General features: G+C 66.5%; 21 protein-coding genes. 2 read left to right on the top strand and 19 right to left on the bottom strand.

Features of this window, described 5'->3' with window-relative positions; translation table 11 throughout:
* Window positions 1-216: 216 nt before the first annotated feature.
* From kce to AC3WVS_RS01550, 7 genes are all read right to left on the bottom strand, one after another.
* Window positions 217-1,140, bottom strand: a complete 924-nt coding sequence (gene kce, locus AC3WVS_RS01580; protein ID WP_492317081.1) for a 3,5-dioxohexanoate:acetyl-CoA acetone transferase — start codon at window positions 1,138-1,140, stop codon at window positions 217-219.
* A gap of 45 nt (window positions 1,141-1,185) precedes the next feature.
* Window positions 1,186-4,647: an indolepyruvate ferredoxin oxidoreductase family protein gene (locus tag AC3WVS_RS01575; protein ID WP_492317080.1), complete on the bottom strand. Its 3,462-nt coding sequence runs from the start codon at window positions 4,645-4,647 to the stop codon at window positions 1,186-1,188.
* Between the two features lie 112 nt (window positions 4,648-4,759).
* On the bottom strand, window positions 4,760-6,085 hold the full coding sequence (locus AC3WVS_RS01570) for an OmpP1/FadL family transporter (RefSeq protein WP_492317079.1): 1,326 nt from the start codon (window positions 6,083-6,085) through the stop codon (window positions 4,760-4,762).
* A gap of 71 nt (window positions 6,086-6,156) precedes the next feature.
* Window positions 6,157-7,122: a fumarylacetoacetate hydrolase family protein gene (locus AC3WVS_RS01565; RefSeq protein WP_492317078.1), complete on the bottom strand. Its 966-nt coding sequence runs from the start codon at window positions 7,120-7,122 to the stop codon at window positions 6,157-6,159.
* A gap of 13 nt (window positions 7,123-7,135) precedes the next feature.
* Window positions 7,136-7,732: a VOC family protein gene (locus AC3WVS_RS01560; RefSeq protein ID WP_492317077.1), complete on the bottom strand. Its 597-nt coding sequence runs from the start codon at window positions 7,730-7,732 to the stop codon at window positions 7,136-7,138.
* Complete coding sequence (locus AC3WVS_RS01555) at window positions 7,729-9,663, bottom strand: FAD-dependent monooxygenase (RefSeq protein WP_492317076.1); 1,935 nt, start codon at window positions 9,661-9,663, stop codon at window positions 7,729-7,731. Before AC3WVS_RS01555 ends, AC3WVS_RS01560 begins: the two co-directional genes overlap by 4 nt.
* Window positions 9,660-11,549: an FAD-dependent monooxygenase gene (locus AC3WVS_RS01550; RefSeq protein WP_492317075.1), complete on the bottom strand. Its 1,890-nt coding sequence runs from the start codon at window positions 11,547-11,549 to the stop codon at window positions 9,660-9,662. The genes AC3WVS_RS01555 and AC3WVS_RS01550 overlap by 4 nt, the downstream gene beginning before the upstream one ends.
* Window positions 11,550-11,772: 223 nt before the next feature.
* Here AC3WVS_RS01550 and AC3WVS_RS01545 point away from each other — a divergent pair, with 223 nt between their 5' ends.
* Complete coding sequence (locus tag AC3WVS_RS01545) at window positions 11,773-12,501, top strand: TetR/AcrR family transcriptional regulator (RefSeq protein ID WP_492317074.1); 729 nt, start codon at window positions 11,773-11,775, stop codon at window positions 12,499-12,501.
* A gap of 448 nt (window positions 12,502-12,949) precedes the next feature.
* On the opposite strand, the gene AC3WVS_RS01540 is transcribed toward AC3WVS_RS01545, so the two are convergent.
* The 4 genes from AC3WVS_RS01540 to AC3WVS_RS01525 all read right to left on the bottom strand — a co-directional run bounded on the left by AC3WVS_RS01540 (window position 12,950) and on the right by AC3WVS_RS01525 (window position 17,299).
* Window positions 12,950-14,662, bottom strand: coding sequence for a CocE/NonD family hydrolase (locus tag AC3WVS_RS01540; protein ID WP_492317073.1), 1,713 nt, complete (start codon window positions 14,660-14,662; stop codon window positions 12,950-12,952).
* Window positions 14,663-14,862: 200 nt separating this feature from the next.
* Window positions 14,863-16,176, bottom strand: coding sequence for a fumarylacetoacetase (fahA, locus tag AC3WVS_RS01535; RefSeq protein WP_492317072.1), 1,314 nt, complete (start codon window positions 16,174-16,176; stop codon window positions 14,863-14,865).
* Window positions 16,177-16,183: 7 nt separating this feature from the next.
* Window positions 16,184-16,987, bottom strand: a complete 804-nt coding sequence (locus AC3WVS_RS01530; protein WP_492317071.1) for a cyclase family protein — start codon at window positions 16,985-16,987, stop codon at window positions 16,184-16,186.
* A gap of 105 nt (window positions 16,988-17,092) precedes the next feature.
* Complete coding sequence (locus AC3WVS_RS01525; protein ID WP_492317070.1) at window positions 17,093-17,299, bottom strand: hypothetical protein; 207 nt, start codon at window positions 17,297-17,299, stop codon at window positions 17,093-17,095.
* Between the two features lie 175 nt (window positions 17,300-17,474).
* On the opposite strand from AC3WVS_RS01525, the gene AC3WVS_RS01520 reads away from it, so the two are divergent.
* Window positions 17,475-18,200: a TetR/AcrR family transcriptional regulator gene (locus AC3WVS_RS01520; RefSeq protein ID WP_492317069.1), complete on the top strand. Its 726-nt coding sequence runs from the start codon at window positions 17,475-17,477 to the stop codon at window positions 18,198-18,200.
* Window positions 18,201-18,723: 523 nt separating this feature from the next.
* On the opposite strand, the gene AC3WVS_RS01515 is transcribed toward AC3WVS_RS01520, so the two are convergent.
* The 8 genes from AC3WVS_RS01515 to paaB form a co-directional block, all read right to left on the bottom strand.
* Window positions 18,724-20,388 (bottom strand): cation acetate symporter, encoded by a 1,665-nt coding sequence (locus AC3WVS_RS01515; protein WP_492317068.1) that lies wholly within the window; start codon window positions 20,386-20,388, stop codon window positions 18,724-18,726.
* Window positions 20,385-20,693: a DUF485 domain-containing protein gene (locus AC3WVS_RS01510; RefSeq protein ID WP_492317067.1), complete on the bottom strand. Its 309-nt coding sequence runs from the start codon at window positions 20,691-20,693 to the stop codon at window positions 20,385-20,387. Before AC3WVS_RS01510 ends, AC3WVS_RS01515 begins: the two co-directional genes overlap by 4 nt.
* Before the next feature lie 156 nt (window positions 20,694-20,849).
* Window positions 20,850-22,199 (bottom strand): phenylacetate--CoA ligase PaaK, encoded by a 1,350-nt coding sequence (paaK, locus tag AC3WVS_RS01505; protein WP_492317066.1) that lies wholly within the window; start codon window positions 22,197-22,199, stop codon window positions 20,850-20,852.
* 80 nt (window positions 22,200-22,279) lie between these two features.
* Entirely contained in the window at window positions 22,280-23,944 is a 1,665-nt protein-coding gene (gene paaN / locus AC3WVS_RS01500; protein WP_492317065.1) for a phenylacetic acid degradation protein PaaN, read from the bottom strand.
* A 58-nt stretch (window positions 23,945-24,002) separates the two neighbouring features.
* Window positions 24,003-25,079: a 1,2-phenylacetyl-CoA epoxidase subunit PaaE gene (gene paaE, locus AC3WVS_RS01495; protein WP_492317064.1), complete on the bottom strand. Its 1,077-nt coding sequence runs from the start codon at window positions 25,077-25,079 to the stop codon at window positions 24,003-24,005.
* 19 nt (window positions 25,080-25,098) lie between these two features.
* Window positions 25,099-25,614: a 1,2-phenylacetyl-CoA epoxidase subunit PaaD gene (gene paaD / locus AC3WVS_RS01490; RefSeq protein ID WP_492317063.1), complete on the bottom strand. Its 516-nt coding sequence runs from the start codon at window positions 25,612-25,614 to the stop codon at window positions 25,099-25,101.
* A gap of 5 nt (window positions 25,615-25,619) precedes the next feature.
* Window positions 25,620-26,375, bottom strand: coding sequence for a 1,2-phenylacetyl-CoA epoxidase subunit PaaC (gene paaC / locus AC3WVS_RS01485; RefSeq protein ID WP_492317062.1), 756 nt, complete (start codon window positions 26,373-26,375; stop codon window positions 25,620-25,622).
* A 10-nt stretch (window positions 26,376-26,385) separates the two neighbouring features.
* Entirely contained in the window at window positions 26,386-26,667 is a 282-nt protein-coding gene (gene paaB / locus AC3WVS_RS01480; RefSeq protein WP_010809321.1) for a 1,2-phenylacetyl-CoA epoxidase subunit PaaB, read from the bottom strand.
* Window positions 26,668-26,718 lie beyond the last annotated feature (51 nt).

The following is a 26,718-nucleotide window of genomic DNA, read 5'->3' as shown; positions in this document are numbered from 1 at the left end:
ACTTGGATACCCCTTCCCCCAAAAAAACTGTGCAGAATGCCGGGCAGCCTTCTCGGGCCGGCCGCTTTTGGCATTGGCTCCCGGAAGCTCGCTCTTGCTGGAATCTCGCTACAAGGGAGATCTACCTTTGCCAAGGCGTGTCCTGGCGCGTTGCCACGGCCGCGGTCCAGGTTGCAGGACCGATACCGCTGCCCCCTGCCCTCCGGCGTTCTGCGTTCAGAATCCAACATTCTCCCGCCCCTTGAGCTTCAGCAAGGTACGCGCCTCCTCCGGCGTGGCAACCTCCAGCGAAAGCGCTTCAATCACACTGCGCACGCGCAGGACCTGCGCGGCATTGCTGTCGGCCAGTTTCCCGGGGCCGTCCCACAGCGAGTCCTCCAGCCCGACGCGTACGTTGCCACCCATCGCCGCGGAAATTGCCGCCAGCGGCATCTGGCTGCGGCCGGCGCCCAGCACCGACCAGACGTAGTCCTTGCCGAACAGCCGGTCCGCCGTGCGGCGCATATGCATCAAGTCCTCCACATGCGCGCCGATGCCGCCGCGCAGCCCGAATACGGACTGGATCAGCAGCGGCGGCTTCAGCAGCGCGCGATCGAGAAAATGGGCGGCCGTGTACAGGTGCCCGATGTCGTAGCATTCGGTCTCGAAGCGCGTCTGGTTCTCGCTGCAGGACTGAAGGATGTAGGCGATATCCTTGAAGGTGTTCCTGAAGATGCCGTCATAGCTTTGCGCAAGATGAGGCCGTTCCCAGTCGTGTCGGAATTCCTTGAAGCGGTCCAGCAATTCGTACAGTCCGAAGTTCATCGAGCCCATATTGAGCGAGGCGACTTCGGGGCGCAATTGCAGTGCGGGCTGCAGCCGCTCCTGCACGCTCATCGACGGCGCACCGCCGGTTGTCAGGTTGATGACCACGTCCGATGCCGCCTTGATGGCTGGCGCGAACTGGCGGAACAGCGCCGGGTCCTGCGACGGGCGCCCGTCCGCGGGATTCCGCGCGTGCAGGTGGACGATGGCGGCACCGGCCCGCGCGGCGTCGATCGCGCTCGCCGCGATGTCATAGGGCGTAACCGGCAGGTGGGGTGACATGGACGGGGTGTGGATCGAACCGGTGATGGCGCAGGTGATGATGACTTTGTTCATGGTGTTTCTGCTTTCGGTGATGGCATCGCACGGATGCCGTTGTCGCTACCGGCTGGCATCGCCGTCCCACTCCTTGCGTGCCCGGTCCCGTCTGGCAAAGCCCGCCTGCGCCTGCCGTTCGCGCACGTGGCCGTAGCCGCGCACGCTGGCCGGCCAGCCAAGCAAGGCCAGCAAGCGTTCGGTCGGCCACTGCGCCGCGGCTTGGCCGAGCAGGTCAAGGTCTGCCTCATAGGCCGCCAGCACGCGGCGATTGAGCTGTGCTTCGGCGCCCCGCGCGAACGGATCGAGCCGGCTGCCGCGCAGGAAGCGCGCACCGGCCAGCAGGCGGAACGCGGGCCGGATCCACGCTCCGACGGCGGTCTTGCCGATCTTCCCGGTCACCTTGTCCAGCTTGCCGAAGGGACCGCCCGCGAGATGGAAGCTGACCTTGAAGTCGCCGTCGAAACCGTCGCGCAGGGACTGCATGAACGCCGGGCGTGAATACAGGCGCGCCACTTCATACTCGTCCTTGACCGCCAGCACGCGGTAGTACTGCGTTGCCACCTGCCGCAGCAGCGCCTGCGCATCGCTGCGGCCCGCCAGCACCCGGCGCAGTGCCTCGATCCGAGTGCGGTAGCGTGTGGCCAGTGCCGCGTTCTGGTAGTCGGCGAGGCGCCGGGCCCGGTCGTCGATCAGTTCGCCCAGCGGACCGTCAGCCTTCTTCGGGAACTGGACCACCTGCGCCGGCGCCAGCAGGCGCCGCACTGCGGCGTGGTCGTGCGCCAGCCATCGGCCCAGCGCGAATGCCTTGTGGTTGGTGCCGGTCGCCACGCCGTTGAGTTCGATGGCTTTCTCCATCGCCGCGCGCCGCACCGGGATCACGCCCTTCTGCCAGGCATAGCCGAGTAGCAGCATGTTCGAGAGGATGGCGTCGCCAAGGAGCTGCTGTGCGAGCGCCGCCACATCGACGAACTCGGCGCGCACTCCCAGCGCCCCGCTCAACCGCTGCCTCAGGCCTGCCTCATCCGCCGACCAGTCCGGCTGGCTGGTGAAGTCGCTGGTGGGCACGATCCCAGTGTTGACGAAGGCGCGCGCCTGTCCCGGCCGCAGTCGGGACAGCGCGTCCGCGCCCGCGGCGACGATCAGGTCGCATCCCAGCAGGACATCGGCCTCCGCATTGCCGATGCGCGCTGCGTGCAGCAGTTCCGCGCGCGGCGCAATGCGGATGTGGGAGCCGACCGCACCATACTTCTGCGAGAGCCCGGTGACGTCGAGCGAGCTGCCGGCCTTGCCGTCCAGGTGCGCGGCCATGGTCAGCACGGCGCCAATGGTGACGACACCGGTGCCGCCGATGCCCGCCACCAGGATTGCCGTCGGCGCGAAATCGCCCGGGATCTCAACGTCGGGCAGCGCGGGAATCGTCAGCTCGCCGTCCTTGCCGCCCTGTGGCCGGCGCGGCCTGGCGCCATCGAGCGTGACAAAGCTGGGGCAGAAGCCGCGCACGCACGACAGGTCCTTGTTGCACGAAGACTGGTTGATCTGCCGCTTGCGGCCCAGCGGCGTCTCCAGCGGTTCGATCGCGAGGCATCCGGACTGTTCGCCGCAATCGCCGCAGCCCTCGCAGACTTCCGGGTCGATATAGGTACGGACCTGCGGGTCGGGCAGCTTGCCGCGCTTGCGCAGGCGCCGCGCCTCGGTGGCACACGCCTGGTCGTAGACCAGCACCGACAGCCCGGCATGTTCGCGCAGCCCGCGCTGTACGGTCTCCAGCTGCGCGCGGTCGTACACCGGCACGCCCAGCGCCGCGCGCCTTGGCCCGTCGTAGGTGGTCACGTCATCGGTGACCACCACGATCTTGCCGATCCCTTCCGCCCGCAGCTGGGCCACTGCCTTGTCCACGCTCAAGTCGCCGTCCACGGGCTGGCCGCCAGTCATGGAGACAAAGCCGTTGAAGAGCAGCTTGTAGGTCATGCGCAGATTGGCCGCCTGCGCCTGGCGGATAGCCAGGTAGCCGGAATGGAAGTAGGTGCCGTCGCCCATATTGGCAAAGACGTGGGGTTCGCGCGTGAACGGCGCCTGCCCCATCCACATCACCCCCTCTCCACCCATATGCGAAGCCGTGTGGGTCTTGGCCGGGTCGTTCAGCATGGCAATCGTATGGCAGCCGATGCCGGCCAGCGCCCGGCTGCCGTCCGGCAGCCGGGTCGACGTGTTGTGCGGACAGCCCGCGCAAAAGCTGGGGCGGCGCAGCGGCGCGCCCTGCCCCGCCTCGCACGGGACCGGGGCATTCGCGTCCGGCGCGGGCGGCAGGCCCAACAGCTCGCGGATCGCTTCGGCGACCTGGAGCACCGTCAACTCGTTGCAGATCGGCAGCACCGGCGTGCCGCGCGACGCCGACCATTCGGTCGCGCCGTCGAACTTGCCACGCACCACCGGTGGCCGCGCGAGGCGCGCATCGAACAGGATGGACTTCAGTTGTGACTCAAGCAGCGGCCGCTTCTCCTCGATCACCAGGATGGTATCGAGACCTTGCGCAAAGGCGCGCACGATCTCGTCGTCGAGCGGCCACACCATGCCGATCTTGAGGATGCGCAGCGCGGCGCCGTGCGGGCCGTCGGCATCGATCCCCAGCCGCTGCAAGGCCTGCATGGTGTCGGCATACGACTTGCCAGCGGTGACAATGCCCACCGTCGCTGCCGGTGCGGCCCATGTCAGGCGGTTGAGCCCAGCCGCCCTGGCAAACTGCACGGCCGCCGGCAGCTTGTGCGCGTACAGGCGCTCCTCCGCGGCCGGCGCCATCTCGAAGGCGCGGATATGCAAAGGCCCGTTGGCGGTGGGCAAGTCGCCGACCGGTGCCTGCCGGCCCACGTCGACCTCGGCGGCGGACTCCACCACATCGGTCACCAGCTTCATCCCCACCCAGCAGCCGCTGTGGCGCGACATCTCGATGCCGCGCAGGCCGAAGTCGATGATGTCCTGGACGTTGGCCGGATACAGCACCGGGATACCTGCCGCGATCAGCGAAAAATCCGACTGGTGCGCGGTGGTGGAGGACTTGGCGCTATGGTCGTCGCCCGCCAGCACCAGTACGCCGCCGGCGGCGCTGGTGCCGGCGAGGTTGCCGTGCTTGAACGGGTCGCCGCTGCGGTCCACACCCGGTCCCTTGCCGTACCAGATGCCGAACACGCCGTCCACGGTTGCCCCTGGGAAGGTGCCGACATACTGCGTGCCCCAGACCGCGGTGGCGGCCAGGTCCTCGTTCACGCCGGGCTGGAAACGGATGTTGGCCGCCTGCAGCAGCGGCGCGATCCGCCACAGCTCCATATCGAGCCGGCCCAGCGGCGAGCCGCGGTATCCGGAGATAAAGCCACCGGTATTCCTACCCAGGGCACCATCGATACGGCGCTGGTCCAGCGCGATACGCACGATGGCCTGGTTCCCCGTGAGAAAGACCTTGCCGGCCAGCTGCTCGAAGCGGTCGTCCAGCCGTGGCGACTGCAACGCCGATGGCTCCGTGCGTGCGTTCATGCCTGAGCGCCCGTGATGACGCGGTTACCGCTGTGGTACAGAGAAAGACAAGCCTGCATCGAATGTACTCCGTGATGAATGAACCGATAGGTCAGATAGGTGCCGAAGACAGTCAGAAGCGTTGCGTGTACTGCACGCCGATGCTCTGCTGCCGCGTGGCCAGGGACTCCTGGCCCGCCACGGTGGGACTGCCTGCAAGCTGCGTGGCAACGGCCGATGCCAGGGTCGAACTGCCGGCGGTGGTGTGCCCCGGAGACAAGGAGTAGAAGACCGACCACTTGCTGTTGTGCCCGGTCGCGTAGCCAAGCCCGATGGTGTAGTGCCGGCGGAAGGTGGCGGGCGCGGTGACGTTGTTCGCCGTGTCCGCGTCCGCATAGGCCGCGCTGTTGAACGACACGCCGCCCGAGACATTGAGGGCCGGCGTCACCTGGTAGCGCACGCCGACCTTGAACACGTTCATGTCCTTCCAGCCATTGCCCGGCCCGCCACTGCTGCCGCGCAAGGCGGTGCCATCAAAGGATGGGTTGCCCAGGCCGGAGGTGCCCGAGTAGTTGATGCGCTGGTAGTCGAAGAGAAAGGAAAGATCCTGCGTGGGTGACCACTGCAAGCCCAGCAACATGTTCTCAGGGATATCCAGCCGGCCCTGGTCCGCCAGCAGACCCTCATACTCCTTGAGCCGTCCCATCCGGATACGGGGCGAGTAGGCGGCACCGAAAGCCAGCGCGTCGCTGGCGCGCCAGTACGCTCCCACGCGCACGCCCACGCCGAACGAGGACGCACTGCCCTGGTTGGTCAGGTGGTCTGGTGCCGCCGACTGCGGCGCCAGTGCCTGCAGGCCCTCGGCGCTGAACAACTGGCCGGTCAGCAGCACCGAGAAGCCGACGGAGACGCTCGGGGAGACCCGCGCCGACACCGTCGGCGCGATCGTCAGCTGCTGGATCGTGGTGCTGGCCCTGCCGCTGCCGCACAGCAGGTTGCCGCGATAGGTGGTGCCGGCGCCCGCCGGCGGCGGCGCCAGGCAGGTCGTGGTGCCATCCGGGAAGTAGGTGCCTGCGCCATTGCTGTAGCCGACGATGCTGAGCGACAAGTCGGGCGTGACCATCTTGCTCACCGCGATGTCGGCAAGCGGCACCCAGCGGCTTGCGCTGGCCGTGTACGTGTCGAGCACCCCGCTCAGCGGCGGCGGCAATCCCGCGGCGCGGCTCATGCTGGTGCGGCCGTTGGTTGCGATCAGGTTGCCCTCGAAGCTGTTGCCAGCCCACACCGTGGTGGCTGGGTTGCTGGCACCGCCGAACGCGTCGCGGGTCGACGCCGCGGCCGCACCTGCCACGCCACGCGCTTCGGCACCGTAGCCGATCTGGAAGTAGCCGTTGTCGGCGAGGCCAAGCACTGGACGCACGGCTAGCGCGGATAGGACCATCCACTGTTTCGGGTTCACTGCTGTCTCCGATGTCATTGTTATTGGCGCGGGAAGCTCTGGGGCCGCCTCGCGTGGGGGCTGAGGTACGGCTAATGGCCGGTGATCGAGTTGGTCAGGACGCCCAGCCCGGCGATCTCCACATCAACGCGGTCGCCGTCCTCCAGGAAGCGCCATTGCTCGATGCCGGCGCAGTTCGGCACGCAGCCGGTGGCGAGCAGCTCGCCGCCGTGCAGCGTCTCGTTGGACGACGCGTAGCTGACGATGCGGTCGATGCGATGGGTCATCCCCGCAGTGCTGCCCTGCCCGCGCACTTCACCGTTGACGCGCACGGTGACATCGAGCGCGTGTGGATCGGCGATCTCGTCGGCGGTGACGATCCAGGCGCCGAGGCTATTGCTGCCGTCGAAGTCCTTGCCCTTGGCCGGGCCGGCACTCGGGCGGGCGCGCATTTCTTTCATCAGCTGCGCGCGTTCGGAGAAATCGTTGAAGATCACGTAGCCGAAGATGTGCGACATCGCCGCCGAGCGGTCGATGTTCTTGCCGGGGCGGCCAATCACGACAGCAAGTTCGGCCTCGTAGTCGAGCTTGCTGCCGGGATCGGGCCGGGCCACCTTGCTGCCGTGGCCGGACAGATTGAGACGCGCCCCTTTGTAGTACATCGGCGTTTCGTAGAAGGCCTTCGGCACCCTGCCCGCACCCAGCGCCCGCATCAGCAGGCCTGTGGCCGGGCTGACGCCATGGGCCATGACCTGCCCGTAGGCATTGCGCAGATGCTGCTCGTAGACGCTGAAGCAACGGATCTGCGGCGGACGGTAAGGGAGCTGGAGCTGAATCGAGCGCAGCGCGTACACCTGGTGCGCGCCGTCCCGGGTGCGGTCTTCCAGCAACGCCCGCAAGGCCGGCAGCGTGTCATGCTGATGCTCGATGAGCGCCAGCAGGCAGGCAAAGCGCGCGTCACCCGCGAAGGTCGCGGTCACATCGAGTAGCCGGCCGTCGGCCAGGCCCAGCCCGACATGGCCCTTCACCTGAGCGGCGGAGAATGTGCACAATCTCACCGGCTCTCCCCTTTCAGCGCAGGGTCAGGAACTGGCGGCTGGTCACCGCGCCGGGCTGCTTCAGGCTGGCTTCCGGCGCGCCAGCCTTGTAGCGTTCGAGCAGATGCTCCGGATCGAACTCGACTCCGACCGCGTTCTCCGCGAAGGCCCCCGAGCGCAGCCACACTTCCAGCGCCTCCGGCGTCTCGAAGTTGTCCACCTGCAGTTCCGCCTGGATGCCGTCGGGGTCGCGGTAGTACAGCGAGGTCGTCGGTCCGTGGTTGATGCACCATACCGGGCGAACGTCATGGCCCTTGAGCCGCTCATAGGTGTGGAGCAGGTCGCCCAGCGAGCTGTAGGTGAAGGCCACGTGGTCCAGGCCCGTGCTCTCGCGCCGGCGGGGCGAGAAGTTCGCGGCATTGATCAGCGCCAGGCGGTGATGCTCCTCGTCAAACGACAGGAAGCAGAGCAAGGCATTGCGATACATCACGCGGGCGCCCAGCACGATGCTCCACCAGTGGATCGTTTCGTCAAACCGGCGCGTGGCCAGCACGATATGCGCGAGCTTTTGCGGCGGGCGTGCGTCCGGGTCTGGGCAGGGGATAGGGAACTGGTCCATGCTGTCGCTCATTGCATCTCCTTGATAGGGTGTGCCGCGCTCGTGGCGCGGGTCGTGCTGGATTGGGAAACCATGCGCGCCATCACCGCCTGCAGCGCCGCGCCGGGATCGGCGCACTGGCGGCGGCTGCGCCAGGCCACGATGCCGTCGCCGCGCAGCAGCAGCGCGCCGGACACATCGATCTGCAAGGCTTCGGCAAACGCCGGCGCACCGATGCGGAACTGCGCATCGTCGCCGGTGCCGACCTGCGGACACGCCACGTCGATGCCCCAGGCGTCGCGCAGTTGCGCCAGCGCTGCCTGCCAGCGCACGCGCTCCTGCTCGTGGACCAGCAGCGTCATAGGCGCACGCCGGGCCAGGTCGCGCGTCGACAGCGATGCGCCATCTGTCTCACTCCACAGATGGGGAACCAGCGCGCCGGGGCTGGTCTCCGGCCAGTAGTCGGTGCCCGCGTGAGGCGATTTCGCTTGCGGATGGGGCTCGCGGCAGAGGAAGCCCGTCGCATGCGCATAGCCAAGATCGGTGCCCAACGTCACGAACACTTCCCGCTGCCGGTCGATCGCCCTGCGCACGCGGGCGCGGATGTCGGCCCCTGCCTGGCCAGGGTCGACGAGCCGGCCCAGCTGCTTCAGGCCGGCGCCGGTCGCGGCCCGGAACAGCTTGCGCGCGGCAGGCCCGGGCAGCAGCCGGACCCAGCGGGACCGGGACAGCGCGGACAAGGTCTGGAAACCGTCCGGATCCACGCCGGTGGCGCGCAACACCTGGTCGGCCAGGTCGCTCAGTTGCTGCGTACGGCTGGCATGCGCCTGGGCGCTCGCCGCTCTCTCCCCGGCATAGCTGGACAACAGCGCCTGAGCAAGGTCGTCGGGCACAAAGCTGCCCAGCAGGATCTGCAGCCGCCACGCCAGGCTCGCCGCGTCCTCGATACCGTGGTTCATGCCGAAGCCGCCGATGGCGGAGAAGCCCGCTGCGGCGTCGCCAAGCAGCAGCACGCGCCCGATCCGGGTCACTTCCGCACGGCGCAGCGCCATGGTCCAGGGGCGGACGGACTGCACCCTGACCTCAACGCTGTCGTCGCCGATCGCGGCCTGCACCAGCGACAGCGCCTGCGCGGCCGGCATCCCGCCGGCGGGCTCGAGCGCAGGCAGCACCGCGGTCGTCAGCACCCAGTCCTGTTCATCGGCGGTGTGGGCGGTAAGCGTGCCCACCACCCTGGGATTGAAGATCCAGTACAAGGGGCTTGGCCGCGCTACGGTCAGCTTGCCCAACTGCGCGCGGAAATGGATTTGCGCCACCGCCTGCAGCGGCGTCTGGACAGATGGCACGCCCAGCAGGCGCCGCACCGTGCTCTGCGCGCCATCGGCGCCGGCCACGAAACGCGCGCTGCGCCGCACGCTGAGGCCGCTGCGAAGTTCGCGCAGCGTCAACGTGCAGGCATGCTGGTCCTGCGACAGCGACTCCAGTTCGTAGCCGGGCAGGAACTCGATCAGCGCGTCGCGTGCCACGCGCTCCCGCAGAATCGGGTCGGTCACGTTCTGGGACAAGTGCAATGGGCGGCAAGGGCCGCTACCCAGCAGGCTGGCGGTATGCGCGGGGTCATTCCCGAGCGGCACGCAGCGGCCCAGGTCGGCCCCCGCCAGCGACGTGCACCAGGTGATGTAGCGCAGCCTGAGCGGCGGCGAACTGATCTCGCGCAGCTGCTCGGCAAGTTCGACATCGATGGCGCGGATCACCTCCATCGCGCGGGCGGACCAGACGTGTCCGCGCGGATGCGTATCCGCATCGCCCTGACGCTCGACCAGCACGCTGCGGATGCCGCGGCTGGCCAGGAGCAAGGCCAGCACGGAGCCGGCCGTGCCCGCGCCGATGATCGCCACGGGAATCGGGACCGGAACGGAATGCCCATCCTGGCGCGGCGGCGCGGCTTCGGAATCGTGTGTCACTGGTGAACCTTCGCAAGTGTGTTGAAAGGTGGCCGCGTTGCGGCGAGGGGCGACGGCACGGGAGCCTGAAGCACCCGGCAGAGGGCAGCGAGCACGTCCTCCGCCTGCACATCGGTGGCCGATGCATGGCGCCAGGCAATATGGCCATCCGGACGCACCAGGATGACGCCGTCCGGCAGGCCCCGGTTCCATAGGGACAGTTGCTGCTTGTCGGCGCAATGGATGACTGCGCCAATGTCCACGCCGTGTACCGGCAGGGCGCCAAGCCGCTGGCTCGCACCCGCGGCAAGCCCGGCGCATGCCTTGCCATGCCGCCCGAAGCCCGCGAGCAGGAAGTGCCCGTTGCCAAGCAGGTCATGCGAAGTGGCGGACGCGCCGGAAGCGTCCTGCAGCCGGAAGTGCGGCAGGCGCGCGCCCGGGGTGAACGACTGCGCCACCTCCAGTACGGAACTTGTCGCCATTGAAGGCCCCGAGGGCATCGCCTCACTGCCGCAGACAGCCGCGCTCCGGTACACGTAGCCCAGGTCAAGCCCGAGCGTGTTGAAATGCTCCATCTGCGCCTCAGCAGCCTGTTGCACGTTGCGCTGGATGGCCGCGAACCGCGGCGTTGCCGCCAGTTGCACGCGCCGGGTGCGCGCGTCGACGGGCGCCACCAGCATCCGCTTGACGGCGGACCGCAGCGCAGCGGGCAGCGCGCGGGCCGGTGCGCTGGCGCGCAATCGCGCCAGCGTCGGCAACTTGTCGTCATCGAGGCCCAAGGCAGCGGTGACCTCCCGCATCTTCCAGTGGTTTGCCACGCTGACGCCGCAGTTCCTCTCGGCCACCGGCTTGCGCTCGTCACCATAGGTATCGAGCAGCCCCGGACCCGCCCTGCCCCGGATGACGTTGGCCAGCTTCCATGCCAGGTTGTGCGCGTCGGCAGCGCCTGTGTTCAACCCGAGTCCGCCAGTGGGCGGAAAGCGATGCGCGGCATCGCCCACGAGGAAGGTGCGCTGCTTGCGATAGGACGCAGCGATGTGCGCCTGCATCGTCCAGTTCGACAGCGACGTGATGCGCAAAGGCATGTGGCGATCCCCGAGCGCGGTCCGAAGCAGGCGCTCGCAGCGCGCCAAGGGGAAGTCCGCCGGCGATTCATGCTGCGGAAAATACGGCGTCATGAACACCGAGTAGCGCGCCGAATCGTGGACGATAAACGTGCCGGGCGCCGCGGCCGACAGGACCCAGAAGAGGATCGACGGACTGTCCTTGACCAGATGGCGGATATCCGCCTCGAAGTTGATGGTGATGAGATGTGCCAGGTTGGTCTCGCCAACCATGGGCAGCCCCAGGCTGCGCCGTACCGGACTACCGGCACCGTCGGCCGCGATCAGCCATTCGCTGCGCACGCGGTACACCGCGCCAGTCGCGGCCTCGCGCACGGACGACACGACGCAATGCTCGTTGTGCTCCGCGCCCTGCCAGGCATGGCCGAAGCGCGCCTGGCAGCGAACCCGGCGCGACACCTGGGCGAACAGCAGCCGCTCCAGATGATGCTGGGGAATGTTCGCGGTGCGCTTGCCGCTGGCGGCCGCCATGCCGGCAAGATAGCCGGGGCTGCCGATATCGATGCGGGCCAGGTCGCCCTCGGCAAGGTTGCGCCGCCACGTCACGAAGCGTGCATCGCCGCTATGGGTCGTGATACCGGCCAGCGCCTCGTCGGTGACGCCGATGCCGGCCAGGATTTCCTGCGTCCGGGTGTTGATGACATGCGCCTGCGGCGCGAGATGCAGGTCATCACGACGCTCGACCAGCAGCGATTCAATGCCCTGGTCCGCCAGCAGCGCTGCCATCAGCATGCCCACCGGGCCAGCGCCCACGATTAATACCGGAACTTCCACCACGCGCATCCTGCCCCCAATGTTGCTCGCCGCCTCAATGGCCGCCCTGGAACGCAAATTTATATAAGTATAAGTCAAGCTCACACTAGTATTTATACTTATATAAGGACGCCGGGCGAGCGCGCGACCGGACGGCCCCGCAAAGCCGCCGCCCCCGGATGGGCTGGAGGTCAGGTGCCATGTGGGAGAATGGCGACATCGCTACCGTGTGTGAAACGCGTCCCAAACCACCATGACAACTGTTGAGAGCCGACGCTCGCGGACTCCTGCCCGAAAGCGCGCCACCGAAGCCTCCGCCGCCCCGACACCAGTCGCCCGCGCCGCCGAGGTGCCGGGGCGTCAGCGCCTGATCGACGCCGCCGAAATCGAGTTCACGCAAAAGGGATTCGACGGGGCGTCAGTACTGTCGATCGCAAACCGCGCGGGCGTAAAGCAACCGCTGCTGAACTACCATTTCGGCAGCAAGGAAGGGCTCTGGCGCGCGGTAGTGGAGAACGCGTACACGGGATTGCTGGCCGCGTCCAGGCAGGCAGCGGCTGCCCTCGACCGCTCCGACCCGCTCGCCCGCCTGCAGGCAGCGCTAAGGGCCTTCGCGGTGAGCAATGTCCTGCATCCGGCGGCGCACTCCCTGGTCCTGATGGAAGTCGCGCAGGATGGTCCAAGGCTGGACTGGCTGGTGGACAACTATATGAAGCCGTTTCACGACGAGCTCGATGCGCTGATCGCGGAGTGCCATGCCGCGCAACTACTCAAGCCTTACCCACCGGAACGGGCCAGCGTCACGATGACGGCCATGCTTACGGCCGTGCAGTCAGCCACGCATTTGCTGAAGCGCCTCTATGGCGTCGGGCCCATGACACCCGCCCAGGCGGAACAGCACGCGGAACAGGTCATCGATGTCCTGATGAATGGCATGGCCGCCCGCAGGCCCGGCCGACGGCGGGCGGCAGACCCGGTCTAGTTCTGGTCAGCGCAAGGCTGCAGCGGCGTGCGCAACCAGGGGTCGCTTCAGAAAACGGAAAAAAATTGCACGCTAAGCGATCGCGAGCCCACCGCCAGGCGCCAACCACTGAGCCCATGCGGTGACGAAGGCCGGATCCGTAGAATTCGGAGATACTGCAATCTCTTCACTTCCGAGCCACCCGCGGTCGCTGCGGAGGCACAGGCCCTGGCGCGCTCCTTCCACTGCCGGCTACCGCGTCGAGCCGTCCTTTGCGAGCCTGTCCGCGTAAATCCGCGCGTAGGTGTCTGGCGGGGAACCGGGAGGCCCCATGCTGATCAGTTTGATGGGCTTGACCGGCCATGCCTGTTGTGCGTTGGCGGCGTGCCATGGCAGGGGCCAGCGGCCGCAAATGCACCAGCGGTGCGGGCGAGGAACGTTCGACGCGTCGTGCTCATGGTGCCACCGGTCAGCGTGTTGCGGGAATGACGGGCAGAAGCAGGAATGACGGATACTTCCCGCCCGTGTGAACGGTGGTCTGACCGGCGAATCGTTCAGACCTGCGGTCCTCGGGGTGATCGTGCAGCAGCACCGACGAGCCGCGCATCGACTTGCCATAGATCTGCGGGTAGGGTCCAGGCAGGTCGTGCTCGAAGTCCGAGCTGCCGACAGTCAACACCAGCCGGTAGCCCTTCGGGAACACGAAGCACATTGGCCAGATCTCGACCTGCAACTCGTAGGTCTCGTTCGGTTCTAGAAGTTGGATCTCCTGATGCGTGTGCACGGGCTGATACGGCCTAGAGGCTTGAGGATTCAGCTTCCGGTGCGACGCTCTAAGCCAGCCTTGCCCGAGAGGTGCGTTGGGTTCAACCGCCCCCAAGATCAGGTGCTCCTTGCCGTCGGGAGTGAAAGCCCGCAGCGTCAGGAACAGGTCCGCATCCCGGCCTGTCGTGGAGATCCAGAGCGTGGCAGCCAGCGGACCGGTCACCTCGGTGTCGCGCTCGAACGGTGCAGTGCAGAAGCTCACCTTGCCTGCCATGCCGTCAAACGAGAGGCGCGAAACTGTCCCGGTTGGCTTCGATCGCAGGGTCTGTGCGCTAGCGTCCAGGTACATGGGCGTCCAGACGGTGCGCGCCAACGGCCATTCATACTCGTCGCGCTCCACGAAACGATCCACGTGGCGCACCTGCATCTTGATGGGCGGTTGCCGGTCCCAGCCGTTGTCCTCGCCCCTCAAAAAGTGATCGAAGAACCGCTTCTGTAGCGCTACGCCGTAGTCCGTATAGAACTCCGTCCAATGCTCGAGCCCGTGCAATTCGAGCCATTTCTGCTTCGAGCCGGCCCCCAGGTAGCCTTGGACATTGCCGCGCAGGTGCAGGCCATGGCCACCCCAGTTGCCGCAGGAAAGGACCGGTACCTCGATCGCACCCAGGTCCGCACGGCGGCCGTCGAAGTAACTATCCGTGATGAGCTCCGCGCTCAACTGCGTCGCGTTGATATCGACGCGATTGGCGAGCAATTCTTCGTCGCTGAGCTCTGCCGGTCCGGAGATCGGCAACCCGCTGTTGGGGTTCACACCCGCGCGCAGCCCCAGACCGTGCTGCACGGCTTCCACCTGCTTCGGATACCAGGCCACCATGAACGTGTTGAGGATGCCGCCGTGCCGGCAGGCGTCGCGATAGTAGTCGGAGAACCCCTCGAACGGGCAGATCGCGGCCAGATGCGGAGGACGTTTCGCCGCCACCAGCCATTGGGTGGCGCCGTAGTAGGAAACGCCGGCGAGGCCGACCTTGCCGTTGCTCCACGGTTGTTTCGCTGCCCATTCAATGCACTCGTAGAAGTCCTGCGCCTCGCGCGGGGAGAAGCAATCGATGACGCCCGGCGAGCGGCCAGCGCCGCGCGAGTCCACGCGAATGCAGATGTAACCCAACGGCACCCATCTCTCCGGATCCGCGGTTTCCCAGTTCGCGTACTTGCCGCTGCTGCCCTTCAGAATTTCCGGGTGCTTAGTCGTGAGTGATTGCCATTGTGCGGGGAATCCCACCTGGAATGGCAGACCCTTGGCGTACGGTCCGTAGGACATCAATATGGGGTAGCGTCCTTCCTCTTTCGGGCGAAAAACGTCGGCCCGAACTACCAAACCATCGTCCATGGGGATTTCAACGTCCCAATCGATTTGCATGTCTGTCTCCTGATCGGTTTATCTTGTACCGCGGCTAAAACTTGTGGCGCATGCCAAGCGCAAAGCTGATGCCACTTCCCTTTCCGGTGACCTTGTCGAACATCGCCACAGCGTACGCGTCCGTGCGCTTTAACAGGGCATAGCCATAACCCACCGCAAGTCCGTCGGAAGTGGCGCGCGCCGGTATGGGTAAGAGACCGTCAGGCAGGCACAGGGGCCGGCAGCACGGTCGCATTGTTGACGCCGAAGCCGATCCGAGCGTAGTTCTGGCGCTCACACCAGCCGCGGAATACGACGGTGTCGCCGTCCTCAAGGAAGCCGCGTTGTTCGCCGTTGCCGATGTCTACCGGTTGCGTCCCGGATACTGTGAGTTCGATCAGCGCGCCGGCCTCGCCCGGCGAGGGACCCGAGATCGTGCCGCTGCCCAGTAGGTCGCCGCTCTGAAGATTGCAACCTCCCATGGCGTGGTGAGCAATCATCTGGCTCAGCGTCCAGTACTGGTGGCGAAAGTTGGTACGGGTCAGCGTGCGTGGTTGCCGGCCCTGTGCCAACTGACGCGCGCTGAGTATCGAAACCTCTAGTTGGATGTCAAAGGCGCCGGCTGCGTCATTCTCCGCCGAACGAAGGTAGTCAAGCGGCTGTGGGCGCTCTGGGTCGCGTGTCCAGCTTGCGCGGTAAGGCAGCAGTGCTTCGAGCGTGACGATCCAGGGCGATAGTGTGGTTGCGAAGTTTTTAGCGAGAAACGGCCCGAGCGGTTGCATTTCCCAGGTCTGGATGTCGCGCGCGGACCAATCGTTGAGCAGGCATAGGCCGAAGATGTGCTGCTGTGCCTTTGCCAGCGGGATAGGCGTGCCACGTTCATTGCCGATGCCAATCACCGCGCCCACTTCCAGTTCGTAGTCGAGACGCTGGCACGGTCCATACACAGGTACTCCGCCCGGATCAGGGCGGTACTGCCCCATCGGTCGGTAGACCTGCTGGCCACTGACCCCGATGGAAGACACGCGGCCGTGATATGCGATCGGCAGCCAGTCAAAGTTGGGGTTCACCTCCAGCCCGAACTGGCGACAGCAGTTCACGGCGTGGTCGAGCGAAGTATAGAAATCCGTGTAGTCGCCGATGCGTACCGGGACCGCAAACTCGGCGGCCGCCTGTGGCACCAGCGTTTCGCGTACTTGACGCTCATGCACACCTTCTGCCGCCAGCAGCGCAAAGATTCCGTGGCGCAATGCCCGCCAGGCGCTCGGACCCAAGTCCAGCAGTGCATTTAGCGTCGGCGCTGCGGCGGCCCGCGTGGCCTCGGCGGCCAGGTCTTGCAGGCAGCCTGTGCCATGCAATGCTGCCAGGTCGACGATCTGGTCGCCGATCGCTACGCCGCCACGCCAGGCCGCGCCGCTGCCAAGCCGACGGAATATGCAGAGCGGAAGATTCTGCAGCGGAAAATCGCAGCCTGCAGCATTGGCGGAGTCCAGCCAGCTATGCCGGGAGGCATCATGGGTGTGGTTCAGTTCCATGGTGGTATCAGGCGGCATTCAGGGCATCGTCGAAGATGGCAACGGCGCGGGTCCAGCCGGCCGAGGCCCCGCGAATCTTGTGCGGGAAGCAGGAGATGTAGAAGCCATGCGGCGGCAGCGCCTCTAGGTTGTGCAGCTTCTCCAGATGGCAGTAACCGATGTTGCGGCCCGCCTTGTGGCCTTCCCAGATCAGCGAGGCGTCCTGTGTCTGGGCATACTTGGTGGCCGTGTGCACAAACGGCGCGTCCCAACTCCACGCGTCGGTACCGGTCAGCCGCACACCACGTTCGAGCAGGTACATGGTGGCGTCGAACCCCATGCCGCAGCCGGACGAGACGTAGTCAGGCTGGCCGTAGCGCTTGCCCGCACGCGTGTTGACCACCACGATGTCCAGCGGCTTGAGCACGTGCCCGATTCGGGCGAGTTCGGCCTCGACATCGTCGGCGGTGACCACATAACCGTCGTCCAGCCCGGTGAAGTCGAGCTTCACGCCCGGCTGGAAGCACCACTCCAGCGGCACCTCGTCAATGGTGATGGCGCGCTCGCGCTGCCCCAATGACTCATTCATGGTGCTGTGGAAGTGATAGGGAGCATCCAGGTGGGTGCCATTGTGCGTATTGAGCTGGACGCGCTCGATCGCCCAGCCTTCGCTGTCCGGCAGGTCGGACGGCCTCAGCCCCGGGAAAAAAGCCGTGACCTGCTCGGCGGTGGAGCGGTGCGACAGGTATTCGATCTGAGGGCCATAACCGGGAGGGTCGGAGACGACATCGTTTTCCAGGTAGATCGAGAGATCGACGAAGCGTCGAGTCATGGTGGAAGGTCCTCTGTGGAGATGCGTAAAAAGGGGGAGTTGCGGACTCAGCCGGCATCCAGCGACGGTGCGGTGCGCGGCGCGTTGGTCGCGCACGCACCGGCTTCAGGCCCGGCGGTGGGGCGCGGCAACAGCGCTACGACGGCAGCGGACAGCAGGGAAGCCGCCGCACAGCGCGATGCCGGGAGCAAAGCCGAACGCCGTCGCCGCCGAGCCCAGTGCCAGCGGAGCGAAGGCGAAGATCGGCCCCAGCACAAGCAGCGTGGCATGGTCCGTGACGAGAGCGTAGAGCGGCAGTAAGTTTGGGGGCATGATGGATCTCCTGATTTGGCGCCCCTGTCCGAAGCAGGTGACGCTCATGCTTTTCCCTGACTGTACGATCGTGCAGTGGTAAGCCATGAGGACTGTACGCTCGTACAGTCAAACGCTACAGTAGGGTAAACGCGGGTGTGAGGTTCGCTACAATGGCGCATCTATTGGAGGCAGCATGGAAGGCAAGGAAGCGCGAAAGTCAGCGGTCGGGGCACGGGCCATGGCGCGAGAAGAAGCTCAGGGGCTGCCGATCCCGGAAGCGAGCAAGCGCGAACGCGTGCTCGATGCAGCGGAGCGCCTCTTCGCCGAGGGCGGCTTCGACGGCGTGTCGATGCGTGATATCGCAGCAGCCGCGGAGGTTGGCTTGCCGCTGATCGTTTACCACTTCGAGACCAAGCGAAATCTGTACCGCGCGCTGTTCGACCGGCGCAAGACGCTGTTCGAGGCCCGGCTGGCGGCCCTGCGCCAACCACTCACCGCTGGCGAGGACTCGGTGGAGCACATCGTGCGTGCATTCGTGGAGCCGGTAATGCGGATTCAGGACACTGAGGCCGGCATTGCCTATGCCAAGCTCGTCGCACGCGAGGCCTCTGATCCAAGAGAAGCCGAGCGCGGTATTGTTGCCGACTATTTCGACCCGCTCGCCATGGAATTCGTCAAGGCAATCCGCAAGGCTCTGCCAGGCAACAGCACCAGATATGCCCATTGGGCCTATCTGTTTGCCGTGGGAGCGCTGGTGATGAGCGTGTTCGACAGCCGTATCGAGCGTATCTCCGGCGGCAAGTTCAAGGCCGGCGACGTGGGTCACAAGTCCGAGTACCTGGTAACTTTCATCGCAGCGGGCATTCGCGCCGGGGCCGACCGGACGTCATCTAGGCGTTCCAGAGAATCATCTTTATGATGCGATTCGCCTGGAGTACAGATGTGTTCGGGGCTGGAGAAAACGTAGCTTCGCCACGATCTCTAGGCCTATCGCGGTGACTTGGCCAGCCATCTCCGGGAAGCGCTCGCCCAGCAGGCCTGCAGCCGGCATCCTCCTGACGCGCTCAGGCTGTTTGTCCGCGAGTGGGCGGGGCCACCGGTGGGACTAACGAAGCCTTCTGTCGTCGTTGCGCGCAACCCCGCTGATGCAATACAAGCGAATTTGTCCAACCGTGACCGGGGGCAGCACTCGCCCGATGTCTTCGCGCTCCCAGCCGCGGATTGATGTGGTCGATGATGGCGACCATATCGTCGGCATGCGGGTGTTGCCGCAGGAGGAAGGCGACGTCTATGCAATCCTGCATCTGTCGAATGGCGACAAGCAGAACCTTACCCACGGCGAGTTCACCGCCATTACGGAGGAAGAGCCGCGCCCGCCGGCGCGGCTGCCGCAGAAACCACTGGCCGAAGAGCGTTGCTGCCGCGCTGCCCCGCCCCCGGGATCAATGCTGACTTGCCCCCGCAGCGCCGATCCCGGTCATCGCGCGCACGAACTGCGCACCGTAGCGCTGGCGCTCGGTGCCGGCCCGGGCGGAGCGGTCCAGCACCGACGCTAGCCAGGCGCCGGCGAAGGCCAGCGTCATCGAGAACAGCGCCGGGTTGGCATACGGGAAGATCGGCTTGTCATGATGCAGGATCCCCACCCAGACCGTCGGGCCCAGCACCAGCAGTGCCACCGCTGACACCAGCCCGGCCAGGCTGCCCGCCACGGCGCCGCGCGTGGTCAGGCCTTTCCAGAACATCGACAGGAACAGCACCGGGAAGTTGACGGAGGCCGCGATCGCCAGCACCAGGCCGGACAGGAAGGCGATGTTCTGCTTCTCGAACATCACGCCCAGCACCATGGCCAGCACGCCGATCACCAGGGTGGCCGCCTTGGACACCCGGATCTCGTCCTTCTCGTTGGCCTGCCCGCGGCGGAACACGTTGGCGTACAGGTCATGCGAGACCGCGGAAGCACCCGACAGGGCCAGGCCCGCCACCACCGCGAGGATGGTCGCGAACGCCACCGCTGAGATAAAGCCCAGGAAGAGATCGCCGCCGATCGCGTGCGACAGGTGCACCGCCACCATATTGCTGCCGCCGATGATCTTGCCGGCCGCGTCGCGGTAGGCCGGATCCGCGCCCACCATCACGATCGCACCGAAGCCCACCACCAGGATCAGCACGTAGAAGTAGCCGATGAAGCCGGTGGCGTAGAGCACGGACTTGCGCGCCTCGCGGGCGTCGGCCACGGTGAAGAAGCGCATCAGGATGTGCGGCAGGCCCGCGGTGCCGAACATCATGCCCACCCCCAGCGAAATCGCATCGATGGGATTGGACACCAGCCCGCCCGGCGACAGGATCGCCAGCCCCTTGTCATGCACCTTGGCCGCGCCGGCGAACATGGCTTCCGGGCTGAAGCCGAAGTACGCCAGCACCATCACGGCCATGAACGTCACGCCGCCCAGCAGCAGCGCGGCCTTGATGATCTGCACCCAGGTGGTGGCGAGCATGCCGCCGAACATCACATACAGCACCATCAGCAGGCCGACGATCACCACGGCGGACTCATAGCTGGTGCCGAACAGCAGCTCGATCAGCTTGCCGGCGCCGACCATCTGCGCCACCAGGTACATGATCACCACCGTCAGCGTGCCGCAGGCGGCGGTGATCCGCACCGGCTTCTGCGCCAGCCGGTATGACACTACGTCGGCAAAGGTATAGCGGCCAAGGTTGCGCAGCCGTTCGGCGACGATGAACAGGATGATCGGCCAGCCCGCCACCACGCCCAGCGCGTAGATCAGCCCGTCATAGCCCTTGTCGAACATCATCGCGGAGATGCCGAGGAAGGAGGCAGCCGAGACCATGTCGCCGGCGATGGCCAGGCCGTTCTGGAAGCCGCTCAGCCCGCCCCCGGCGGCATAGAAGTCGGATGCCGAGCGCGTGCGGCGCGCGGCCCAGCGGGTAATGCCGAGCGTGAACAGCACGAACAGCAGGAACATCACGATGGCGCTCCAGTTCAGCGGCCGCGGCGCGGCATCGCCCTGGATGGCGGGTGCCGCCGCGGCAGCCATGCTGGCAAGCCCGAGCAGGGCCGCGCACAGGTAACGGTTGGCGGGCTTCATGCCAGGCACTCCTTGCGCACGCGTTCGTTGAGCGGATCCAGGTCGCGGTTGGCCCGGTACACGTAGATCCCGGTCAGCAGCACGGCCGCGACGATCACCGCCACGCCGACGGGAATGCCCACGGTCATCACACCCGCGCCAAGCGGTGTGCCGAGCGTGGCCGGCGAGAACGCCAGCAGCAGGATAAAGCCGAAGTAGATCGCCAGCATGACCAGCGTCAGCGACCAGCCCAGGCGGGTGCGCCCGTTGGTCAGCCGGATGAAATCGGGGTGGTTCTGGATGGTTTCCAGTTGTCGCGCGTCCATGGTGGTCTCCTTTGGCGCAGGGGGGCGCGGCGCCTCTGGGTGGGCGCCATCGTTGGGTGGTTCGTTGAGACTTGAACTCTTCCGGCGGTGTGCTCCCTCTCCCCGCACGGGGAGAGGGAGCACACATGCAGCGGCTTGTCAGTTCATGCGATACGTTCAGATCGCCCCGACCGGCTGCTCGTGCGTGACCTTCGGCCGCATGTCAAGCACGCGCCGCGCCTTGCCGACAGTGGTGCGCTCGATGCCGTCTGCATCCACTACCTGCACGCGCGTGGTCACGCCCACGTAGGTTTTGATCTGGTCCTTCAGCTCGCGCTCCAGCGTCGCGCGGTCGTCGGCGCAGAGGGTGGCCGATGGTCCGGGCCGCGCCTCAACGCGCACTTCCAGTTTGTCCAGGTGGCCGTCTCGGGTCACCACCAGCTGGTACTGCGGCGCCAGCGCCGGGGTCTTCAGGATCAGCTCCTCGATCTGCGACGGGAATACATTGACGCCGCGGATGATCAGCATGTCGTCCGAGCGGCCGGTGATCTTGCCGATGCGGCGCATCGAACGCGAGGTGGGCGGCAGCAGGCGCGTCAGGTCGCGCGTGCGGTAGCGGATCACCGGCAGCGCTTCCTTGGTGAGCGAGGTGAACACCAGTTCGCCCTCTTCGCCATCCGGCAGCACCTCGCCGGTCACCGGGTCGATGATCTCGGCGTAGAAGTGGTCTTCCCAGATCACCGGACCGTCCTTGCTCTCGATGCATTCGCAAGCGACACCCGGGCCCATGACTTCAGACAGGCCGTAGATGTCCACCGCGTCGATGCCGGCACGTGCCTCGATCTCCGCGCGCATCGCATCCGTCCACGGCTCGGCGCCGAAGATGCCCACCTTGAGCGAGCTTTCCGACGGATCCATGCCCTGGCGCTCCATCTCCTCGATCAGGTTCAGCATGTACGACGGCGTCACCATGATGATGTTGGGCTCGAACTCGCGGATCAGCTGTACCTGTTTCTCGGTCTGTCCGCCGGACATGGGGATCACCGTGCAGCCGGCCTTCTCGGCGCCGTAGTGGGCACCCAGGCCGCCCGTGAACAGGCCATAGCCATAGCTGACATGGACCAGGTCGCCGGCGCGGCCGCCGGCGGCGCGGATGGAGCGCGCCACCACGCTGGCCCAGGTATCGATATCCTTCGCGGTATAGCCGACCACGGTCGGCTTGCCCGTGGTGCCGCTCGACGCATGCACGCGCGCCACCTTCTCGCGCGGCACCGCGAGCATGCCAAAGGGGTAGTTGTCGCGCAGGTCCTGCTTGGTCAGGAACGGGAACTTCGACAGGTCCGACAGCGACTGCAGGTCGTCCGGATGCACCCCGGCCGCATGGAAGGCCTTGCGGTAGTGCGGCACGTTGTCGTAGGCATGGCGCACGCTCCATTTCAGCCGTTCCAGCTGCAGCGCCTGCAGTTCGTCGCGGCTGGCGCGCTCGATCGGCTCCAGCTCGTTGGGGTTGGGGATGCGTTGAACCATTGTCTACTCCATCATCGTTATGATTGCGCCGCATTTCTATTGGGGGCCGGCGCCGGGTGCTGCGACTGCTAGCTAGTGCATCAGATATGGGAACGGCTCTGCACCACGCGGAAGCGGTTGGCGACGAAAGCCGCATCCGACAGCGAGGCATTGGCTGCCGGGTTGGCGCCGGTGGCATGGAAGTCGCTGAACGCGGCCGACTGGTTGACGAACACGCCACCGGTCAGGTTCAGCGACAGGGCCACGCCCGCGTCCTCGGCGGCTTCGCGGATGCCCTCGGACACGCCGGCATCGGTGGTGTAGGCCGACAACGTCAGTGCGCCATGCTCCTTCGCGCCGCGGTGCGCCAGCGCGATGCTGTGCGCGGTGTTGTCGGTGGCGACGATGAACGAGATCGGGCCGAACAATTCCTGCATGATCTTGCCCTCGTCGCTGGCGTCCACCTTGAGCACCAGCGGCGTGCGGATGCGCGCGCCGGGGAACTCCGGGTGCTCCAGCACGCGGCTGTCGGCGACGATCTCGCCCAGTGCGCGCGACGATTCGATGCGCTGCACCACCCCGTCGTTCTGGATCGCGCCGAGCAGCTCCACCGCCTTGGCTGCATCGCTGGTGAGCCTGGCCACGCCTTCCCCGATCGCCGCGGCCACCTGGTCGAAGCCGAGGTGCCCTTCCGGCGTGTCGATGCCGTCCTTCGGCACGTAGATGTTCTGCGGTGCCGTGCACATCTGACCCGAGTACAGCGCCAGCGAGAACGCGATATTGCGCACCATGCCCTTGAAATCGCTGGTGGAGTCGATCACGATCTGGTTGACGCCGGCCTTCTCGGTATAGACCTGGGCCTGGTGCGCATTGCGCTCCAGCCATTCGCCATTGGCGCTGCTGCCGGTGAAGTCGATCAGGCGCACTTCGGGGCGCAGTGCCAGCGTCGAGGCCATGCGCTCGCTCGGGTCGTTGGCCACCAGCGTGACCAGGTTGGGATCGAAGCCGGCTTCCTGCAGCACCTCGCGCGCCACCTCGACGCTGATCGCCAGCGGCAGGATCGCGCCCGGGTGCGGCTTGACCACCACCGCGTTGCCGGTCGCCAGGCTGGCGAACAGGCCGGGATAACCGTTCCAGGTCGGGAAGGTGCAGCAGCCGATCACCAGGCCCACGCCGCGCGGCACCACGCTGTAGCGCTTCTCCATGCGCAGCGGCTCGTTCTTGCCCTGCGGCTTCTCCCAGATCGCCTGCTTCGGGATGCGGCGCATCTCGTCCCAGGCGTAGGCCACCGCTTCCAGCCCGCGGTCCTGCGCGTGCGGGCCGCCGGCCTGGAAGGCCATCATGAAGGCCTGGCCGGTGGTGTGCATCACCGCGTAGGCAATCTCGAAACTGCGGCGGTTCAGGCGCTGCAGGATTTCCAGCGAAACGCCGACCCAGGCTTCCGGCCCGGCCTTGCGCCAGGCCGGCATGCCTTCGGCCACGCCGGCGAAGAGCTGGTCGAGGTCGGGCTTCGGATAGGTGATGCCCAGTTCTGCGCCATAGGGCGAGACTTCCTTGCCGGCCTGGCCGACGGTGCCCGGCTGCGACAGCGCGAACGGGCGGTTCAGGCGGGCCTCGAACGCAGCCTTGCCGTCGGCGTTGGCGGTTTCGCCGTAGACCCTGGGGCTCGGCATTTCGGTGAACGGGCTCCAGTAGCCGCGCTCGGCAATGGCTTGGGTGGCTTGTTCCAGCAGCGCCTGGTGGCGTTCAAAAAACAGATGGGACACGGCTTGCTCCGGGGGCAGAATGGTTTGTGTATGGGTCGGGACAGCAGCAGGAAACGCTTCAGGTTTCCTGGTCGAAGTCGATCACCAGCTTGTCGCTGACGGCGTAGCTCTGGCAGCTGAGGATGAAGCCGCGCGCGACTTCGTAGTCCTCCAGCGCAAAGTTGACGTCCATGTCGACCTCGCCTTCGATGCGCTTGCAGCGGCAGGTCGAGCAGACCCCGCCCTTGCATGAGTAAGGCAGCTCGATGCCTTGCGCCAGCGCGGCATCCAGCACCGTCTCCTTGTTCTTCTCCAGCGTGAAGGAGCGCGTGCGGCCGTCCTGGATCACCGTGACCTCGCACTGCTGCTGACCCACCTGCTTGTGTGCATGCGCCGCCGGGCGGGCCGCGGGGATGCTGGTGGCAAACAGCTCGCGCTTGATGCGGGCCTTGTCCACGCCGTTGTCGAGCAGCGCCTGCGACACCTCTTCCATCATCGAATGCGGGCCGCAGATAAAGGCGATGTCGATGTCCTGCGGCTTGACCCAGTGCTTGAGCAAGGCATTGACCTTCTCGCCGTCGATGCGGCCGTTGAAGAGGTCGATCTCCAGCTGCTCGCGGCTGAGCACGAACACCAGGTTGAAGCGCTGCAGGTAGGAGTCCTTCAGGTCTTCCAGCTCTTCCTTGAACAGCACTGAAGACGAGGCGCGGTTGCCGTAGAACAGCGTGAAGCGGCTCTGGGGCTCGGCTTCCAGCGTGGTCTTGATGATCGACAGCATCGGCGTGATGCCGCTGCCGGCGGCGAAGGCCACGTAGTGTCTCGCCTGCGTGGCAGACAGCGGCACGTGGAAGTGGCCGGATGGCGGCATCACCTCCAGCTTCATGCCGGGCTGCAGTTGTTCGTTGGCCCAGTTGGAGAACAGGCCGCCGTCGACGCGCTTGATCGCGACGCGCAGCTGTGCGTCCTGCACCGCCGAGCAGATCGAGTACGAGCGGCGCACGTCCTCGCCGCCGATGCCGGTGCGCAGCGTCAGGTGCTGGCCCTGGATGTAGCGGTAGGTGTCGGCCAGTTCATCCGGCACGGCAAAGGTCACGGCCACGGCATCGCGGGTTTCGCGGGTGACCGAGGCCACGGTCAGTTCATGGAATTTGCTCATCTCACTACCCCGGTCAGGCTCAGTGCGCCTTGAAGTAATCGAACGGTTCCTTGCAGTCGCCGCAGCGGTACAGGGCCTTGCAGGCGGTCGAGCCGAACTGGCTCACCAGCCGCGTGTGCCGCGAGCCGCAGTACGGGCACGCCACCACCAGCGCCGGCGCCGCCCTGCGGCTGATGCCGCTGATGTCGATCACCTGCTGGGCCGGCGGCGCAATGCCGTAGCCGCCCAGGCTGGCCTTGCCGCGCGGCGTCATCCAGTCGGTGGTCCAGGCCGGCGCCAGTTGCGTGCGCACGCGCACGCTGGCGATGCCCTGCGCGGCCAGCGTGCGCTCGATCTCCTCCCGGATCACCGTCATGGCCGGGCAGCCGGAGTACGTCGGGGTGATGGTGACGACGCAGGCGTCGTCCTCCCATGCCACGCCGCGCACGATGCCGAGGTCCACCACGGAGATCACCGGGATCTCGGGATCGGGCACGGTATCGAGCCAGGTCCAGACCTGCCCGATGGCCGGGCGTGCGATCGCTTGCGCAGTCATGGCGTTCACCAGCTGGCGCCCGGATAGGCGCGCTGCAGGAACTGCATTTCGGCCAGCAGGTAGCCGAGGTGTTCGGTATGGCGGCCGTGGCGGCCGCCGCTCTGCGACCACGTACCGGCAGGCAGCTGCAGCGTGGCCTCTTCCAGCACCGCGGCCACGTGGCGCTGCCACGGTTCGGCCAGTGAGGCGGGGTCGGGCACCACGCCGGCCTGCACCAGCGCGGCGTCGCCCGCGTCGGACTCGAACAGCTCACCGCTGAACATCCACAGGTCGTCGAACGCATCCTGCATGCGGCGGTGGCTCTCTTCGCTGCCGTCGCCCAGGCGCACCACCAGGTCGGCACTGCGGCGCACGTGGTAGGTCACTTCCTTGAGCGACTTGGCGGCGATCTCGGCGATGCGGGCATCGGTCGAGCGCTGCAGCCCGTCGAGCAGGAAGTAGTGCCAGGTGTCGAACAGGAACTGCCGTGCCAGCGTATCGGCATAGCTGCCGTTGGGCTGCTCCACCAGCAGCGGGTTGCGGAACTGGTGCGCGTCGCGCAGGTAGGCCAGCTGGTCGGCGCTGCGGCCGGCGCCCTCCACTTCCGCGGCGTAGCCCAGCCACAGCCGGGTCTGGCCGATCAGGTCGAGCGCGACATTGGTCAGTGCGATGTCCTCTTCCAGCGCGGGGCCGCGGCCGCACCATTCCGACAGGCGCTGGCCGAGGACCAGCGTGGAGTCGCCGAGGCGCAGCAGGTATTCGAGCTTGTGGTTGTCCATCATGCGGGCCGTATCAGATGTGCTTGACGGCTTCCGGCATCGGGAAGAACGTCGGGTGGCGGTAGACCTTGCTGTTGGCCGGCTCGAACAGCGGGCCCTTGTCGCCGGGGCTGCTGGCGACCACATCGCCGGCCTTCACCACCCAGACGCTGACGCCCTCGTTGCGGCGCGTATAGACGTCACGCGCGTTGTTGATCGCCATTTCGCCGTCCGGCGCGTGCAGGCTGCCCACGTGCTTGTGGGCCAGGCCGTGCTGGCTGCGGATAAAGATCTCCCAAAGCGGCCACTCTTTCATGGCAACCTCCTGTGTCATTGCGTTGGATGGATGGCGGCGCCGCGCGCCGCG

It is taken from the genome of Cupriavidus sp. CPT47-8839-RL05A (assembly GCF_058792255.1).
The sequence above is the reverse complement of the archived record's forward strand: the minus strand, read 5'-3'. Positions and strand labels throughout refer to the sequence as shown.

Bases quoted from the DNA above. Each gene is read 5' to 3' on its own strand.
- kce (WP_492317081.1), bottom strand. From the start codon at position 1,140: ATGAACAAAGTCATCATCACCTGCGCCATCACCGGTTCGATCCACACC.
- AC3WVS_RS01575 (WP_492317080.1), bottom strand. From the start codon at position 4,647: ATGAACGCACGCACGGAGCCATCGGCGTTGCAGTCGCCACGGCTGGAC.
- AC3WVS_RS01560 (WP_492317077.1), bottom strand. From the start codon at position 7,732: ATGAGCGACAGCATGGACCAGTTCCCTATCCCCTGCCCAGACCCGGAC.
- AC3WVS_RS01550 (WP_492317075.1), bottom strand. From the start codon at position 11,549: ATGCGCGTGGTGGAAGTTCCGGTATTAATCGTGGGCGCTGGCCCGGTG.
- AC3WVS_RS01545 (WP_492317074.1), top strand. From the start codon at position 11,773: ATGACAACTGTTGAGAGCCGACGCTCGCGGACTCCTGCCCGAAAGCGC.
- AC3WVS_RS01540 (WP_492317073.1), bottom strand. From the start codon at position 14,662: ATGCAAATCGATTGGGACGTTGAAATCCCCATGGACGATGGTTTGGTA.
- fahA (WP_492317072.1), bottom strand. From the start codon at position 16,176: ATGGAACTGAACCACACCCATGATGCCTCCCGGCATAGCTGGCTGGAC.
- AC3WVS_RS01530 (WP_492317071.1), bottom strand. From the start codon at position 16,987: ATGACTCGACGCTTCGTCGATCTCTCGATCTACCTGGAAAACGATGTC.
- AC3WVS_RS01525 (WP_492317070.1), bottom strand. From the start codon at position 17,299: ATGCCCCCAAACTTACTGCCGCTCTACGCTCTCGTCACGGACCATGCC.
- AC3WVS_RS01520 (WP_492317069.1), top strand. From the start codon at position 17,475: ATGGAAGGCAAGGAAGCGCGAAAGTCAGCGGTCGGGGCACGGGCCATG.
- AC3WVS_RS01515 (WP_492317068.1), bottom strand. From the start codon at position 20,388: ATGAAGCCCGCCAACCGTTACCTGTGCGCGGCCCTGCTCGGGCTTGCC.
- AC3WVS_RS01510 (WP_492317067.1), bottom strand. From the start codon at position 20,693: ATGGACGCGCGACAACTGGAAACCATCCAGAACCACCCCGATTTCATC.
- paaK (WP_492317066.1), bottom strand. From the start codon at position 22,199: ATGGTTCAACGCATCCCCAACCCCAACGAGCTGGAGCCGATCGAGCGC.
- paaE (WP_492317064.1), bottom strand. From the start codon at position 25,079: ATGAGCAAATTCCATGAACTGACCGTGGCCTCGGTCACCCGCGAAACC.
- paaD (WP_492317063.1), bottom strand. From the start codon at position 25,614: ATGACTGCGCAAGCGATCGCACGCCCGGCCATCGGGCAGGTCTGGACC.
- paaC (WP_492317062.1), bottom strand. From the start codon at position 26,375: ATGATGGACAACCACAAGCTCGAATACCTGCTGCGCCTCGGCGACTCC.
- paaB (WP_010809321.1), bottom strand. From the start codon at position 26,667: ATGAAAGAGTGGCCGCTTTGGGAGATCTTTATCCGCAGCCAGCACGGC.